The organism is Candidatus Symbiopectobacterium sp. NZEC135 (genome assembly GCF_025962695.1).
This window is the reverse complement of the sequence record NZ_JAGFPF010000007.1, coordinates 71,579-88,296: the sequence shown is the minus strand read 5'-3', so window position 1 is coordinate 88,296 and position 16,718 is coordinate 71,579. Positions and strand designations below refer to the sequence as shown.

10 protein-coding genes and 1 pseudogene are annotated in these 16,718 nt (G+C 53.8%); 7 read left to right on the top strand and 4 right to left on the bottom strand.

The window, feature by feature from the left end:
- Nucleotides 1–2: 2 nt before the first annotated feature.
- Entirely contained in the window at nt 3–407 is a 405-nt protein-coding gene (locus J5224_RS06440) for a hypothetical protein (RefSeq protein ID WP_264624563.1), read from the bottom strand.
- A 316-nt stretch (nt 408–723) separates the two neighbouring features.
- Here J5224_RS06440 and rstA point away from each other — a divergent pair, with 316 nt between their 5' ends.
- The 5 genes from rstA to J5224_RS06415 all read left to right on the top strand — a co-directional run bounded on the left by rstA (nt 724) and on the right by J5224_RS06415 (nt 6,652).
- Nucleotides 724–1,470, top strand: a complete 747-nt coding sequence (gene rstA, locus J5224_RS06435; protein WP_222160528.1) for a two-component system response regulator RstA — start codon at nt 724–726, stop codon at nt 1,468–1,470.
- Nucleotides 1,467–2,774: a two-component system sensor histidine kinase RstB gene (gene rstB / locus J5224_RS06430; protein ID WP_264624562.1), complete on the top strand. Its 1,308-nt coding sequence runs from the start codon at nt 1,467–1,469 to the stop codon at nt 2,772–2,774. The genes rstA and rstB overlap by 4 nt, the downstream gene beginning before the upstream one ends.
- 123 nt (nt 2,775–2,897) lie before the next feature.
- Nucleotides 2,898–3,392 (top strand): acid resistance repetitive basic protein Asr, encoded by a 495-nt coding sequence (asr, locus tag J5224_RS06425; protein ID WP_264624604.1) that lies wholly within the window; start codon nt 2,898–2,900, stop codon nt 3,390–3,392.
- 402 nt (nt 3,393–3,794) lie between these two features.
- Nucleotides 3,795–4,631 carry a trypsin-like serine peptidase gene (locus J5224_RS06420; protein ID WP_264624561.1) on the top strand — a complete coding sequence of 279 codons (837 nt, stop codon included), beginning with the start codon at nt 3,795–3,797 and terminating at the stop codon, nt 4,629–4,631.
- A 239-nt stretch (nt 4,632–4,870) separates the two neighbouring features.
- Nucleotides 4,871–6,652 carry a sensor domain-containing phosphodiesterase gene (locus J5224_RS06415; protein ID WP_264624560.1) on the top strand — a complete coding sequence of 594 codons (1,782 nt, stop codon included), beginning with the start codon at nt 4,871–4,873 and terminating at the stop codon, nt 6,650–6,652.
- 185 nt (nt 6,653–6,837) lie between these two features.
- Here J5224_RS06415 and hrpA read toward each other — a convergent pair whose 3' ends face one another.
- Nucleotides 6,838–10,725 (bottom strand): ATP-dependent RNA helicase HrpA, encoded by a 3,888-nt coding sequence (gene hrpA, locus J5224_RS06410; protein ID WP_264624559.1) that lies wholly within the window; start codon nt 10,723–10,725, stop codon nt 6,838–6,840.
- A 254-nt stretch (nt 10,726–10,979) separates the two neighbouring features.
- Here hrpA and J5224_RS06405 point away from each other — a divergent pair, with 254 nt between their 5' ends.
- Nucleotides 10,980–11,585, top strand: coding sequence for an FMN-dependent NADH-azoreductase (locus J5224_RS06405; RefSeq protein WP_264624558.1), 606 nt, complete (start codon nt 10,980–10,982; stop codon nt 11,583–11,585).
- A gap of 243 nt (nt 11,586–11,828) precedes the next feature.
- Here J5224_RS06405 and J5224_RS06400 read toward each other — a convergent pair.
- Both J5224_RS06400 and J5224_RS06395 read right to left on the bottom strand, forming a co-directional pair.
- Nucleotides 11,829–12,053 (bottom strand): annotated as a pseudogene (locus tag J5224_RS06400) (YnbE family lipoprotein); the annotation flags it as partial.
- Entirely contained in the window at nt 12,040–14,583 is a 2,544-nt protein-coding gene (locus J5224_RS06395; RefSeq protein ID WP_264624556.1) for a YdbH family protein, read from the bottom strand. The pseudogene J5224_RS06400 and the gene J5224_RS06395, both read right to left, overlap by 14 nt.
- 340 nt (nt 14,584–14,923) lie before the next feature.
- Here J5224_RS06395 and J5224_RS06390 point away from each other — a divergent pair, with 340 nt between their 5' ends.
- Entirely contained in the window at nt 14,924–16,477 is a 1,554-nt protein-coding gene (locus J5224_RS06390; protein ID WP_264624555.1) for a methyl-accepting chemotaxis protein, read from the top strand.
- The last annotated feature ends 241 nt before the right edge of the window (nt 16,478–16,718 follow it).

Genomic DNA, 16,718 nt, shown 5'->3' with positions numbered 1-16,718 from the left:
GCCTAGACCCGTGTAATCTGGACGTTCAGACATTCATTGCGCTGCGATACCGTTGTTGATGCCGCGCAGGCTTCGCGGATCGTCACCAACTGTTGCGACGTCAGCGGATACGGCAGCACAATATTCAGAGCTGTCAGCTTCTGCTGCTGCGCCAGCGCAATCAGTCGCGTCAGGTTGGTTTCATCATTGACCTGCGTGGAAAGCACCTGCATGGCCAGCATTTTCATTTGTTCTTGCGGGGCGACCTGACGGGCCGACGCCGATTTTGTCACCATGCCGATAATCGGCAACACGCCATACATGGCATCAATAAAACGCCAGCGTTTATTACACAGCGCTGCCAAATACTCAGCGTAATCAATACTTAACGTCTCATTGGAACACACAGACTCTGGGTTATCTCCCATGTCCTTCTCTCCTGTTCGCCAGTGGGTTCATCGCGTCACTTGTACGTCAATCACCTTTCATCAAGCGTCGATAATACATCTGCCCTGTTTTACCAGGCTCACGGGTTACCCCTCTATATTGTCACGAGCGTGACTGATTTGACAGCGCGAGCACGTTATCAAGTTCACGATATTGCAATGAAATCCGGTATCTGCACGATATACCCTTTTACGCTTCATTGCTGGCGCCGCTACTGTGTGGGCGCTATGCTAACGCAAGACGAAAACGGCTTGCCTCGCGGCAGGCTGACGATAAAGAACAATAGCTACGGTGACTATGCATAAGATTGCCTTTGTGGAAGATGACCCTGAAGTGGGCAAACTGATTGCGGCTTATCTGGGAAAACATGACATAGATGTTCATCTGGAGCCGCGCGGCGACAAAGCGCTCGACTTCATCGCGCAGCAAAACCCTGACCTGGTGCTGTTGGACGTGATGCTACCGGGCAAAGATGGCATGACCATCTGCCGCGAGTTGCGCCCTTTGTACAGCGGCCCGATTGTGCTGCTGACCTCACTCGACAGCGACATGAACCACATATTGGCGCTGGAAATGGGTGCAGATGATTATATTTTGAAAACGACACCGCCTGCCGTGCTGCTAGCCCGCCTGCGACTCCATCTGCGTCAATACTCGACGCAGCCTGCCACACAGGTTGCGCCGGAAACACCCGCAGTACAGGCGCAGGTTCAGGTGCACAAAACGCTGCACTTCGGGTTGCTGTGTATCGATCCGGTTAACCGCGAAGTGACGCTGGCGGAAGAGAATATCGTGCTATCCACCGCCGATTTCGATTTGTTGTGGCAGTTGGCGACCCATGCAGGACACACCATGGACCGGGATTTGTTGCTCAAAAATCTGCGCGGTGTCAGTTATGACGGCATGGATCGCAGTATCGATGTGGCCATTTCCCGTCTGCGCAAGAAATTGCACGACAATGCACTGGAGCCCTTCCGTATCAAGACCGTGCGTAACAAAGGCTACCTTTTCGCGCCAAACGCCTGGGAGAGCGCGATACCATGAGAAAACTGTTTGTGCAGTTTTTTCTGTTACTGTTTGCCAGCTTCGTGGTGATGACGCTGCTGGTCGGCTTGGTCTACAAAATGACCGCAGAGCGCGCAGGCCGTCAGTCGATGGACGATCTGATGAAAAGCTCGCTCTATCTAATCCGCAATGAGCTGCGCACCATTCCACCGCGCGAATGGCATAAAACCATCAATGAGATGGATCTGAACCTGTCATTCACGCTGAACATTGAGCCACTGAGTAAATACCGCTTGTCGCCGAAAGCGCAACAACGGTTGAATCAGGGCGAAATTATCGCGATTGAAGATCAATACACTTTTATCCAGCGTATCCCGCGCTCTCACTATGTGCTGTCGGTTGGGCCAATCCCGTATCTGTTTTTTCTGCATGAGATGCGGCTGTGGGATTTGCTGTTTGTGATGCTGATTGGTCTTTCTCTGGCACTGCCGGTGTTTTTGTGGATGCGACCGCATTGGCAGGCCATGTTGAAGCTGGAAAATGCCGCGCAGCGATTGGGTGAAGGCCATCTTGAAGAGCGATTGCACTATGACAACACCTCAAGCATGGTGCGACTGGGTATTGCGTTTAACCAAATGGCCGATAATCTTAATCAGTTGATTGTCAGTAAAAAACGGCTGATTGACAACATTGCCCATGAATTACGCACCCCGTTGGTACGCCTGCGCTATCGCCTCGCCATGAGCGACAATCTGAGTGAGGATGAGCAAACGGCGCTCAACCGCGATATTGGACAATTGGAAGCGCTGATTGATGAGTTGCTGACCTATGCACGCCTCGATCGCCCGCAGGTCTCACTCCACTTAACGCACATTGATGTCACTGCCTGGCTGCAAAATAAAATCGATGAGTGGCGCATGCTGCACGCGGATAAGGCATTCGCGCTGTCGATGCCGTCCGGTACGGATATTGGCTATCTCGATATGCGCCTGATGGAGCGGGTGCTGGATAATCTGGTCAATAACGCACTGCGTTTCTGCCACTCACGCATCACCGTGAGCGTATCCCGCGACGGGCCCATGGCCAGTCTTCAGGTGGATGACGATGGCCCCGGCATTGCTCAGGAAGACCGGGAAACGGTATTTGAGCCGTTTATCCGGTTGGAGGCGGGATTGGAAAACAGCAGCGGCGGCTGTGGGCTGGGCCTCGCGATTGTATATGCCATCGTGCAGGCGTATGACGGCACCATCGAGGTAGAGAGTAATGAATGGGGCGGCGCGCGTTTCCGCTTCTGCTGGCCGGTTAAAACCGAGATCCCCGTTCGCCCTGCACTCCCCTCCTGAGGGTGTACATTGCGTTACACACCGATACCAATGACTCACAGACCCTTAACGGGCTTTTTCTTATGCTTCTTTCACCGGGCTGCTTCAGGGCCTACATGTGAACGGAATAATGAGGAATTGATGATGAAAAAAGTATTAGTGTTGATCGCAGGTGCCGCTCTGGGTCTCTCCTCTGTCGCGTTTGCAGCGAACACCACGGCTGCGCCAGCAACCACACCTGCTGCACATGCTCAAGAACATGCGAAAAAGACCGTTAAAAAAGCCGCTAAACCGGCTGAGCAAAAAGCTCAAGCGACTAAAAAACATGTGAAAAAAGCCAAACCGGCTGCTGCGCAAAAAGCGCAAGCCGCTAAGAAACATGTGAAAAAAGCCAAACCGGCTGCTGCGCAAAAAGCGCAGGCTGCTAAGAAACACGTGAAGAAAGCCGCTAAACCTGCTGCACAGAAAGCGCAGGCTGCTAAAAAACACGTGAAGAAAGCCGCTAAACCTGCTGCGCAGAAAGCACAGGCTGCTAAAAAGCATGTGAAGAAAGCCGCTAAACCTGCTGCGCAGAAAGCACAGGCTGCTAAAAAGCATGTGAAGAAAGCCGCTAAGAAACCGGCTCCGACCGCAGCATAACGCATCACCGTTTCTTGCCTCAAGATCCCTGCTCCGGCAGGGACTTGTTAGCAACCAAACGCCGCCAACACCAGCGTGTTTCACGCAGAGTTAGCGAGTATGACACCCGGTGAATCGGGTGTTTTTTTATAACAGGCATTCCAGCCGCTCACCTTCCGGTAGCCGCCGTATGCCCGGACGCACACGGTATGTTTAATGGGGTGCCTGATGATGTTCCATCGCTACTCATTTGAAATTGCGTTTACGTTGGTGCTGGTGTGCGGGTTTATCACACTGCTGTTCTTTTTATGACGAACACAACATCGATTCCAGATACCCCAAAACCCACCGGCCTGGAAAACCTGACTACAGTTAGTGGGCAACGTAAATAGATTTCGCTTTTTCCGCAAGGTAATCCTATTGATGCGTAAACTGGCTTGGTTGTTCTGTTTGATAACGTTACCCGTAGCCCATGGCTGGGCTAAACAATCCCCCTCTGAAGCGGAACGTCAGAAAACCCTTTTCTTCAATCATGACGATCGCGATCCGGTGCCGACCCCCAACGCTTGGCCCTGGCAGGCCATTGGCCAACTGGAAACCGCCAGCGGCAACCTGTGTACCGCAACACTGATTGCACCGCATCTGGCATTAACCGCAGGTCACTGCGTCTTGACGCCGCCGTCAGGAAAACCCGATAAACCGGTTGCGCTACGTTTTATTGCTGTCAATGGCGAATGGAAATACGAAACACACGCCATCGAAGCAGTGACCAATAGCGCGCTACGCAAAAAATTGCAGCCCGACGGCGAAGGGTGGGTTGTCTCTCCTGCCGCCGCACCGCTGGACTATGCCTTGATTTGGTTGCGCGATACCCCTGCGGGTATCACCCCGTTAACTACCTGGAATGGTACGCAATCAGAACTGAATGCTGCACTGGCGCAGCAGCAAGCAAAAGTCACACAGGCCGGTTATCCCGAAGACCATCAGGAAGCGCTCTATCGCCATCAGAATTGCGTGATCACCGGTTGGGCCGCGTCCGCGATTTTATCTCACCAATGCGACACCTTACCCGGCGACAGCGGTTCTCCGCTGATGCTGAAAACACGGCAAGGCTGGCAACTGATTGGTATTCAAAGTTCTGCGCCAGATGCCAGCGAACGCGATCGCGCTGACAACCATGCGGTTGCCATCACCGCCATTCAGCGGCAACTGAAGGCACTGGCACGTCTCGCGATGAAAAACGCTGCTGTTTCAGAATAATTTATCGCCAAACGCGGCGTAAAGTTAAACGCCGCGCATACAAGCGCTAGCCAGGCGATCGCTTTCATGTAAAATCGCCTTACTACGCCCTTCTCGTTTTCATCAGATAATGCAAACGCGGTACTTCTCCGGTTTTTTATCCTGTGAAATATCATGAATAGCGGTGCCTAATGACAGGTTTGTCCCCTATTGAATAGGCTAAGATGAGGTGTTCTTATAGCGCATAAATGGAGTCATCAATGCTAAGACAGTTGAATCATGATGAGGAGCAGCGGATGCATGCGCTCGATAGGTTATTGTTTCACCTGGATACCTCTCAAGATAATGTGCTTAGCCAAATCACGTCGTTGACCAGCAAGATATTGAACATGCCCAGCGCGTTGATCACCGTCAGTGATACCCATTCATTGCATATCAAAGCCAAACATAATTTTGTGCTCAGCGAGATGCGCAAAGTCGGCGCACTCGATCAGTACACCATGCAAACCAACGAACTGTTGGTCTGTAATGATGCATCGCAGGATGAGCGTTTTAAGCATAGCCCCTATGTCAGCGGCGAGCCTCATATTCGGTTTTATGCGGGTATCCCGCTGATTACCAAAGCCGGTTATGCTATCGGCACGCTGAGCGTTGTCGACTATGTAGCGCGTTCGTTTTCAAAAATGCAGCGCCGTGATTTAAAAACGCTGGCATCTATTACTATGGCGCTGATCGAATACCGCAACGCCATTGGCTTGATCGATGCCGTGACCCTGTTGCCCAATCGCCAGCGCCTTATCGAAGATATCAGCCAGTCCACGGATATTTTCGAAGATTTCGTTCTCATCCTGCTCGACAGCATCGATCTTACCTATATCTATGAAATGGCGCGCTCTCTCGGGATGCCAACCGTAGAAAGCGTACTCAAAGATATCGGTCTGTTCCTGCGGCTAAATATCAGCCGACAAGCCAGCATCTACAGTATTTCTGCCGGCCGTTTTGCACTGCTGGTCAAAAAAGAGCAACAAGAGCAGGTACTGAGTACGCTGATGTCGTGCGCGGACCGAATTCAGCAGAGCATCACCAGCCATATCCCGTTGAAACTGGAAATTTTTATCGGCTATACCGAATTTCAGATCCCGATCGATGACCCGCAACGTATTCTGCGGGAGGCGTTGAGTGCACTACACGATGCGCTTAAGAAAAATACGCGCCTGATGGCCTATCACAAGGAGAGTGATGAGTACCAAAAGCGCGCTTTCACGCTGCTTAACGATTTATCGGATACCTTGCAGCACGGCCATCCGGGGCTGTATCTGGTGTACCAACCGAAATTACATATCAAAACGCGGCGCGTGATTGGTGCCGAAGCGTTGATTCGCTGGCGACACCCCGAATTCGGTGAAATCTATCCCGACCAATTTATTCCACTGGCCGAAGATACCACCCTGATGCGGCCTTTAACGGAATGGGTTATTCAGCAGGCGGCACGGCAAGTCAGAAAATGGCGACAAGCCGGCATTAATATTTCCGTCTCGGTCAACGTTACTGTTACCAACTTCGCCGAAGAAGATTTGATTGAACGTCTACAACGCATCCTACGAACCAATGAACTCAGCATCCACGATATTGAATTTGAATGCCTCGAAACGCAAAAAATAGTCGAAAACTCCGCCGCGCTCTCCACCATTAAAAAACTGAAAGACCAGGGCTTCATGATCTCCCTGGATGATTTTGGAACCGGTTACAGCAACCTTAACTACCTGAAAAACACCCCAGCCCACGTGATCAAGCTCGATAAATCCCTGATCAAGGATATGAAAACGGATAAGAGCAGCCGCATTATTGTGCAGCACACCATCGAGATGCTGCATAAATTGAATTATCTGGTGCTGGCAGAAGGGATTGAAGATGAGGAAACGCTCGACTATTTAGGGCAGTACAATTGCGATCAAGGTCAGGGTTATTATTTCTCACGCCCGTTGGTGGCCGACAATTTTGCACAGTGGTTAGCGTTACATGATGCCAGCATAAAATTGTAATTCTCCGCCGTTTTATCACCTACCACTGCTTTCACCTTGCACCCCAGCGTGTTTGACAACGCGCCGCATTCACTCCGCTGTCACTCAACGATCCCTTTACCTGATACCGTCTGCACAAATAAAAAAGCGGGCGCACCGTTTTCCGTTCCGCCCGCTGTTTTCACTTAGCCATACGCCGCTGACGCTTACAACACAATCTGCTCCATGGCTTGCAACACCCGTTTATCCGAAATGGGATAGGGTGTGCCCAGTTGCTGGGCAAAGTAGCTGACGCGTAGTTCTTCAATCATCCAACGAATATTTTTCACATTGTCATCATCGCGCTGTGCTTCAGGCACCTTGTGCCACCACTGCTGCCACGCTTGCTGCACCTGCTCCACCTTCAACATTTGCGCCCTGTCGCGGTGAACATCCTGTGCCAATTTTTCCAGCCGACGCTCAATCGCCTGCAAATAGCGCAAGACATCAGGCAGTCGCTGCCAGCCAACATCAGTGACAAAGCCGCGATAAACCAAGCCACTCAGTTGCGCTTTGATATCGCTTAACGCCAACGCCAGCGCCATATCGACCCGTCCCTTCAGACGTTTAGTGATAGCGAAAACGGTAGTGAGGATCTGCTCCACCTGCCTCGCAATATCCACTACGGTTTCGTTCAGATCCGCGCGCACCTTTTCATGCAACTGCTGGAACGCAGCCTCCTCCCATACTACACCTCCCGCTTGCGCCACCAGTTTATCAACGCCGCAGGCGATGCAATCATCGATCAGATCAAGCACTTTGCCATAGGGGTTGAAATAGAGCCCCAGCTTGGCTTTATTCGGCAGCTTTTCATGCAAATATTTGATGGGGGACGGGATGTTGAGCAAGAGCAGGCGACGCAGGCCGTGGCGCATCGCATTCATCTGCTGCTCCGGTGTATCAAATACCCGGATTGCGACGCTCTCTTTTTCATCCACCAATGCCGGATAAGCCTTCACCGAGTAACCGCCGCGCTTCTGCTCATAGCGTTCCGGCAGGGAGCCAAAACTCCAAATATGCAGCCCCTGCTGTTCCAACCCATCATCGGCAACGGCGGATAAAGTCTGCTGCACTTTCTCTTTGAGCTGGGATTTCAGCGTCGCCAGATCTTTGCCTTCGCGTAACGTATGATTTTTTTCATCGATCACGCGAAATGTCATTTTCAGATGATCGGGCACCTGTTCCCATTGCCATTCTTCGCGTGGTACGGTCACGCCGGTCATCAAGCGCAATTCACGCTCCAGCGATTCAAGCAGCCCACGCTCTAGCGGCGTGGCACGCCCGAGAAAGGCTTGTGCATAGTTAGGGGCCGGCACAAAATTGCGGCGCAGCGGCTTGGGCAAGGACTTGATCAAGGCAATGATCAGATCTTCACGCAGACCGGGAATTTGCCATTCAAACCCGTCTTCACGCACCTGATTAAGAATAGGTAGCGGAATATGCACCGTGACCCCATCCGCATCAGCACCGGGTTCAAATTGGTAGGATAAACGCAGTTTAATCGCACCCTGATGCCAGAAATTGGGATAATCCAGTGCACTGACCTTCTCCGCCCCCTCGTTGATCAACATGCTTTTTTCGAAGTTGAGCAGGTCTGCGTCTACGCGGCTGGCGGCTTTCCACCAGTTATCAAAGTGACGGGCAGAGATAACCTCGTGCGGGATGCGCTGATCGTAAAACGCAAACAGCGTGTCATCATCGACCAGAATGTCGCGACGCCGCGATTTGTGTTCGAGATCTTCCACTTCCGCCAACAGTTTGAGGTTCGAGCGAAAGAAAGCGTGCCGCGTTTGCCAATCTCCGTCCACCAGCGCATGGCGGATAAACAGTTCACGCGCCAGCACCGGATCAATCTGGCTGTAGTTAACCTTACGCGCTGCCACAATTGGCAAGCCGTACAGCGTGACTTTCTCCTGCGCCATCACTACGCCCTGCGCTTTTTCCCAGTGCGGTTCGCTGTAACTGCGTTTAATCAGGTGCTGTGCAACCGGTTCAATCCACTCCGGCTCCAGACGGGCCGCCATGCGCCCCCACAAACGACTGGTTTCCACCAGTTCTGCGACCATTACCCATTTAGGCGGCTTTTTAAACAGCGCTGACCCGGGGAACAACGCGAAACGTGCATTGCGCGCGCCGGTAAACTCCTGCTTTTCGACATCCTTCTGACCGATATGGGAAAGCATACCGGTCAACAAGGCACAATGTACGCTGAGATAGTCCGCAGGTTCGCTGTTAACCGGGATACCCAGGGTTTTCACCACCTGGCGCAGTTGGGTGTAAATATCCTGCCACTCACGCACACGCAGGTAGCTTAAGTAATCACTGCGACACTGTTTACGGAACTGGCTGGAAGAGAGCGCCTGCTGCTGCTCACGCAGGTAGTTCCATAGGTTGACCAGCGTGAGGAAATCGGAGGATTTATCAACAAAGCGCCGGTGTTTTTCATCGGATGCCTGCTTTTTGTCCAGTGGCCGCTCACGCGGATCCTGAATCGACAGCGCCGCAGTAATCACCATCACTTCCCGCACGCAGCGGGTTTTGCTGGCTTCCAGCACCATGCGCGCCAGACGCGGATCGATAGGCAACTGCGCCAACTGCTGCCCTGAGGGCGTCAGCCGATAGTGGCCGTTCTCTGCGGTAGCGATCGCTCCCAGCTCTTCCAGCAGACGCACACCGTCCTGAATATTACGGTTGTCCGGTGCTTCAACAAACGGAAACGCGGCAATATCGCCCAGCCCGAGTGATGTCATCTGCAAAATGACCGATGCCAGATTGGTGCGCAAGATTTCCGGGTCGGTAAATTCAGGACGCGACAAAAAATCGGGTTCCGAATAGAGCCGAATACAAACCCCAGCAGCCACGCGACCACAGCGACCTTTACGCTGGTTGGCCGATGCCTGCGAAATGGCTTCAATCGGCAAGCGCTGAACCTTGGTGCGGTAACTGTAGCGACTGATGCGCGCCGTGCCAGGGTCAATCACATAACGAATACCCGGCACCGTGAGCGACGTTTCCGCCACGTTGGTGGCTAGCACAATGCGCCGCCCGGCGTGGGATTGGAAAACGCGGTTCTGTTCCTGATTGGATAAGCGCGCATAGAGCGGCACCACTTCAGTGTGCGGCAACTCCAGCTTGTTGAGCGCATCAGCGGTGTCACGAATCTCCCGCTCACCGCTCATAAATACCAGAATATCCCCCGGCCCTTCGCGACTCAGTTCATCAACGGCATCAAAAATTGCCTGTAGCTGATCGCGTTCGGTGTCATCGGCCTCTTCGACCACCGGACGATAGCGCACTTCCACCGGATAGGTACGCCCTGACACTTCCACGATCGGCGCATTGCCGAAATGGCGCGAAAAACGCTCAGGATCAATGGTCGCCGACGTGATAATGACCTTGAGATCCGGGCGTTTTGGCAACAGTTGCCGCAGATAACCCAGAATGAAATCGATGTTCAGGCTACGTTCATGCGCCTCATCGATGATGATGGTGTCATACTGCATCAATAACCGATCTTGCTGAATTTCAGCCAGCAAGATACCGTCGGTCATCAACTTCACCAGTGACGTTTCCCCCACCTGATCGTTAAAGCGCACTTTATAGCCGACACAGCCACCCAGTGGCGTGTCCAACTCGGCGGCAATGCGATCCGCCACGGCGCGCGCGGCCAGACGGCGCGGCTGGGTATGACCAATCATACCTCTGACGCCACGCCCCAGTTCCAGGCAGATTTTCGGCAACTGGGTGGTTTTGCCCGAGCCGGTTTCACCGGCAACGATCACCACCTGGTGATCGCGTACCGCACGTAAAATCTCGTCACGCTTCTGACTTACCGGTAATTCGGGTGGGTAGCTGATGGCAGGACAACTGGCCCGACGCAGCGCAACGCGCGTTTGCGCCGTAGCGATCTCTACCCCCAGTTCCTGCGCAATAGCGGCTTGCGCCTGTGAGTTACGCACTTTCGCCGCCCCCTGTAAACGGCGTTGCAGGCGCAACCTGTCGCGCAACATGAGCTCATCCAACTGAGATGACAATGCTGTAAGGGGTGATGTCACAATCCTGTTCCTCAAACGTATATCGCGCACGCGCTACGCAGGCTGCCTCTGCACCTGCGTTTTATCATTCGGCGGGCATGTTATCACATGCCAGCGCGGCTGTTATCACCCTGCCTTTTTTCTCTTGTTCAATAAAATCGAACAATGCCCTCGAAATATTGCACTTTCAACCTGTTGGTACACTGCATAAGATGCTAGTCATCCGGGGGCAATGACAAGACGTACCCCATCCAAACGAGAAAAGGAATGACACAATGAGCAAAGTACTAGTTCTGAAATCCAGCATTCTGGCAGGGTATTCCCAGTCAAACCAACTGGCGGATCACTTCGTTGCCGAATGGCAAGCCGCGCATCCGAACGATACCCTGACCGTGCGTGACCTTGCAGCCAATCCGATTCCGGTGCTGGATGGTGAACTGGTGGGCGCACTGCGTCCTTCCGATGCGCCGTTGACACCGCGTCAACAAGAAGCACTGGCACTGTCTGATACCCTGATTGCAGAATTGCAGGCGCATGACGTGGTGGTACTGGCTGCACCGATGTACAACTTCAATATCCCGACCCAGTTGAAAAACTATTTTGACCTGGTTGCCCGTGCCGGTGTGACGTTCCGCTACACCGAACAAGGCCCGGAAGGTCTGGTGAAAGGCAAACGCGCTATCGTGCTGACCAGCCGTGGCGGCATTCACAAAGGCACCCCGTCTGACCTGCTGGAACCGTACCTGCGTCTGTTCCTGGGCTTTATCGGCATTACCAACGTGGAATTTGTGTTTGCAGAAGGTTACGGCTACGGCCCAGACGTTGCTCAGAAAGCGACCAAAACGGCAAAAGCACAGCTTTCTTCACTGGCGGCAGCGTAACCTTTTCATGCCGCTCCCTGATGGCGAATACGCCATCAGGCCCCCAGATTCATCATTACTACCCTGTCTCAATATTGTGTGTTTGGCTAGCTACTGCGCGTCTTTCGACGCGCTTTTTTTTTGCTTTCAGCGCCCCTGCGCTGCCGCAGGCGTGACCACCGTTTGTGCACGCGTTTGTTCTCGGGTTGTGGTTTCAACCCGGCTGGCGCTTTCACTCACCGCCTCCGCCGCCGCGTTGTTACCGGTTTCCAGCAATCGCGTGGCGTCCTTATCAGCACGAATAGTGATGTCATGCTCCACCCGAACGTTCATGTTGATGGTGATCGGTGTGGTCGGTGCAGCCACCTCAATGCGCGGTACACAGCCTGCCAGCAACAACGTCAGCAGGCTTGCAACTGCGTAAGGCGCGCAGACGGAATGACGTCGCGTGCGCGCACTGCCTAACTTCCTGAATTTATTCTCGTTCATTGGCTCGTTGCTCTAATGTGTCCTGCACGGTGCCGCCAAAGCGCAGGCTTTGCCAAAGCTGGTTCAGATCCTGCCAGTGGCGGTAGTTAAGTATGACCGGTTTTTGGCTGCTACGCGTCGAGTTCTTGCCTTCAATATGCGCCATCAGCGCCATTTCACCTTGCGGCGTCATATCCACAGACGCATAAGCACGGCTGATTTCCAGATAACGCAGCCAGTTCACCACGGCACCTTGCGCCATGTTACGTTGCGCCAGCTCATCGGCCAACTGTTGGTCAAGACGCAGCGTGAGTGACTTGTCGTTACGCAGCTGTCCGCGTGTAATCATCTTGTTCGGGTCGGTGAAATCCAGCGGCAGTACGCCGCTCATTTTTCCTGAAAGCGCAAACTGCTTTATCTTCAGTGCGGTCACCAGTTCACTCAGGTCAACCCCCTCGACGGTGAACAGTACCGGATCGCGCAGCGGCCATCGCAGCGCAGAAAGACTGACTCGCCCTCCGAGCACGCCCATCTCCGCCTGTGACAAAATCAGAGGATTGCGCTCACTGAAAGGATACGCGCCCTGCAATGCCAGATGAATATCCTGCATGGTGAAGACGCTGACCAGTTTGTCGATATGCAGCGTAACGGGGTGCCTGACACCGAATTCCCACTGGTGCTGCGCAAAACGATACGGCAAGACAAAATTGACGCCGCGCACTTCCCCATCCGGTAGCCAGGCGCTGCCATTTTTCACCACCCAGTGCCCGCCAGCACTGAAGCCCTGTTGACGCGCAGCTGAAAAGGCCACCTGCGCATAAAATTCCCCCGAGCGGACGTTGATGTTCAGTTTTGGCGACAGCAGTGGCTGAAACACGGTGAGCGGCTGTGCCGCCCACCATCCCATACCACGCAGACGTTCACCATCCCAGCGGCCACGCAGTGCTACCGGGCCAATCGCTTCTGCATTGAGATCGCCCTGCCATTGGAAACTCGATGGGCTACGCCCCTCGACGCTAAACAGCAACTGCGAGGGAGGAAGGTATCCGCCTTCCCCCAGATCAACCCGCTGCGAGGTCAAGTGCAATGCACCGGTGAAATGTTCCTCCCCGGCTTTACGTTGCCACTGCAAGGGTGCAGTCAGGGTTAAACGCGGTTGGTGTGCCAGCACGCGACCATAGCGCAACTGGTCCAACCCACTGGAGAGTTGCTCAACCGTGATAAGCGAATCTTCCCAGCGGCCATGCCCGGCGACATCCCACTGACTCCCGAGCGGCGGCAGCCGTCCTTCGCCCCAATAGCGCCACTGCCAGCGCCCCTTGTCCGGCCAGAAATCTTGGGCTTGCCCATCCAGGTGCAGTGCAATGCGTCCCCAGTAGCGATCCTGCGCGCGGACGATCGCCTGTAACCGGCCATTCACGCCGTTGGCATTCACGCGCACACCGGCCAGTGGCCAGCGCGCCTCGTCCAGCACTGTCTGCGCCGACGGTCGCCCCCAGGCACGCAGTAGCGATCCCGGCAGCAGCGCCAGCGTTGGGTTGAGAACAGAACCGCGAATCTCGCCGGGAATGGTAGCACTCAACGAGATGTCGGCCAGATTGGCCTGTCCGGTAAGCTGAAAACGTAAGGCGCTGTCGATTAACCCCAATCGCCCCGGCCCCAGCACTAGCACGGCGTTGGCCCTGCCGTTATGCCCTTGCGTCAGCATATTCAAGCGAGCATCAATGCGCGTCTGCTGCCAACCATCGCGCCAGTCGTGCAGGGTCATCGAGACATTACCGGACAAAGGTTGTGCGGCGTAAGGCCAGCGCCAGACACCGTTTTCGATATCGATACGATCCGGGCTCATTTTCCACGGCAGCGACACCAGTGGCGAGTCGTCATGTTGCGTCTCCAAATGCAGCACCCCTTGCGTTCCCTGCCAGTTCAGTGCCAATGTGAGCGGCTCGGGGATACTGCCGCTTTCCATCCGCCCTTGCAACGCGCCACGCAACGGCGGCTGCGACACGCTCTCCGCCAGTTCGGCCTCACCGCGCAGCACCAGACGAGAAGCGACATTCGGTGCAGAGAACTCCGCGCTCTCCAGCGTAAAATGCGCACCTTCCACTTTTGCCGTCAGCGATAACAGTTCACTGTGGTAGCGCAAAGATTGCTGTTGGCGGTCAATCACCAGATGCACCTGCCCGGCATAGCTGTCCCACGGCAAAATCGCCAGACGCCCGATGTTAATGTCAGCCGCGAACAGCCGCGCCTGCCACGGTGCCAGTAACGCGGGTTCGGCGTCAGCGGAGGATGCTGGCAGGCAGGTGGTGTCCAGCGTGAAGCGATCAATGTCCACGCGCCAGCGCTGCTGCGCGCGCGCGAACTGAACGTTATCGACATCAAGTAGCACGCAGTCGCCCACCGCAATGCGCACGCCCGCAGTGTTCACACCCTGGTGCCAGACAGGACGCGATTTCAACGTAAAGGAAGCGCCTTCAGGCAATACGCTCCTCGCCGCAGCAGCCAGCCACTGGGGTGAGGTGTACCAGATAACCAGTACAAGCAGCATGGCGCTCCCTGCGGCAAACAGACACTTTCTCATTGGGAATCCGATCGGGAGCAGTTTTCTTCACCTGTCCAGACATGTTCACAGTTCTTAATTATTAACATTCATTAACCCATTCAGTCACGCCTTGCACCATTCAGCGCACATATTACTTACAGATTAGTGATAAAATATTTACTTATGTGTAAAAGCTGCAATGCTTTAGCACCAAAATCATCGCAGGCTTAAGGCACGGTGATAAGCATAAAAGTGCCACGGCCACGGGTTACAGCATTCAGGTTAGGTAATGCGTTTCTTGTGTGAGCCACGCTGTACTCGGAATTTGTACTTAAAGGACTATGTCATGCGCAAAAATCTTCCCATCCTCTCGCAGCGCTATCCATTGGACGCTGAGACACGGCTTATGTCTGTGACTACACCCGGTAGCTTTATTACTTACGCCAATAAAGATTTTATCCAGGTAAGCGGCTACCACGCCGATGAACTGATGGGGGAGCCCCATAATATTATCCGACACCCGGATATGCCGCCATCTGCGTTCGCGGATATGTGGGACACCCTAAAGAAGGGCAATATTTGGACAGGTATCGTCAAAAATCGCCGCAAAAATGGCGAATTCTACTGGGTAAAATCGAGCACTACGCCGTTAAAAAAAGGCGATCGGCTTACGGGGTACATGTCAGTGCGGATTGCTGCCACCCAAGAAGAAATCGCCCAGGCTGAAGCCCTGTATGACCGGGTCAACCGCGGTAAACTGACGCGCCAAACCTTTTTTCAGGGTCTGTTAGTTTATCGTGGCCTGTGGGGATGGTTAAACCTGACAAAAACCTTACCCCTGCGCTGGCGTATACGTATCTGCTTTCTGCTGTGCAGTTTGTTACCCCTGTCGCTGGCGGGCGCAGCCCTACACGCAACCCCTTCTGCGCCCTTATGGCTGGGGCTGCTTGCTGCCAGTTCCATCGCGGGGTGCGAATTATTAGTTCGTCAAGTAGCCGCGCCGCTTGCACACATTTTACAGCAGGCGATGCGCGCCGCCGCCGGTCAGGCAGATTCTATGGAACAACTGGACCGTGTCGATGAGATAGGTATGCTGATGCGAGCAGTCAACCAATCTGGCCTGAACTTTCGTACCTTCGTTGACGACGTCAACAGCAACCTGCAAGCGCTGAATGCGGCCTGTCGAGATATCGCACAGGGTAATCATACGCTGTCTCAGTGCTGCGAAGACACCGAAGACAATTTGCAACAGACGGCGGCATCCGTAGAACAACTCACCGCCACCATTAAAAGCAATGCGGATGCCACATTGCAAGCGTCTCATTTCACACAGGATGTCAATCGCGCGGTCAACAGCAGTGAGGAGGCAGTGGGTCAGGTGTCTGCGACCATGGCGGCAATCACCCAGTCCAGCGCACGCATTACCGATATTATTAGCGTACTTGATGACCTTGCCTTCCAGACCAATATTTTGGCGTTGAACGCTGCCGTGGAAGCCGCACATGCTGGAGAACAGGGGCGAAGTTTTGCCGTGGTAGCCGGTGAAGTACGCTCGTTGGCGCAAAAGAGCGCCGCCTCGGCGCGTGACATCGCCGCCATCATTGATGAGACGCTCAACACCATCCGCGCCGGTGAACATCAGGTTTCTCATACCCACACGTCCATGGGGAACATCCTGCAACAGGTGCAACGTGTCACCAATTTGATGCAAGAGATCAGCCTGGCTACGCAGGAGCAGTCACACGGATTGAACCAGATCAATAGCGCAGTCACCAAGATTGATGAGTTGACCCATCAAAATACTGTATTAGCCAGCCAGTCTCACAGCGCGACCGATCAATTGGAGCGGCAGATTGCCGATATGACCCGCGCCATTTCCGTTTTCAACGCCTCGCGTTAAACCTGCGTTTTGCAGCCGGATAGGGTCACTATCCGGCCTTTTTTTCTCACACGAAAAACGTGGTAGCGCCCTTCAAAATTCTGGACGTCGCCTATAATAAATAGGGTCATTTTTTGTTATTTATCTGGTATCACCCTTATCACAAAAAAGTCATTAGCCTCCTCACGGTTTCCGGCATTTTCTGGTCAGTCTGAGCGGGGTTATGTGTATTGTCGTCATCATTCGAATCTTTATCGCTGTC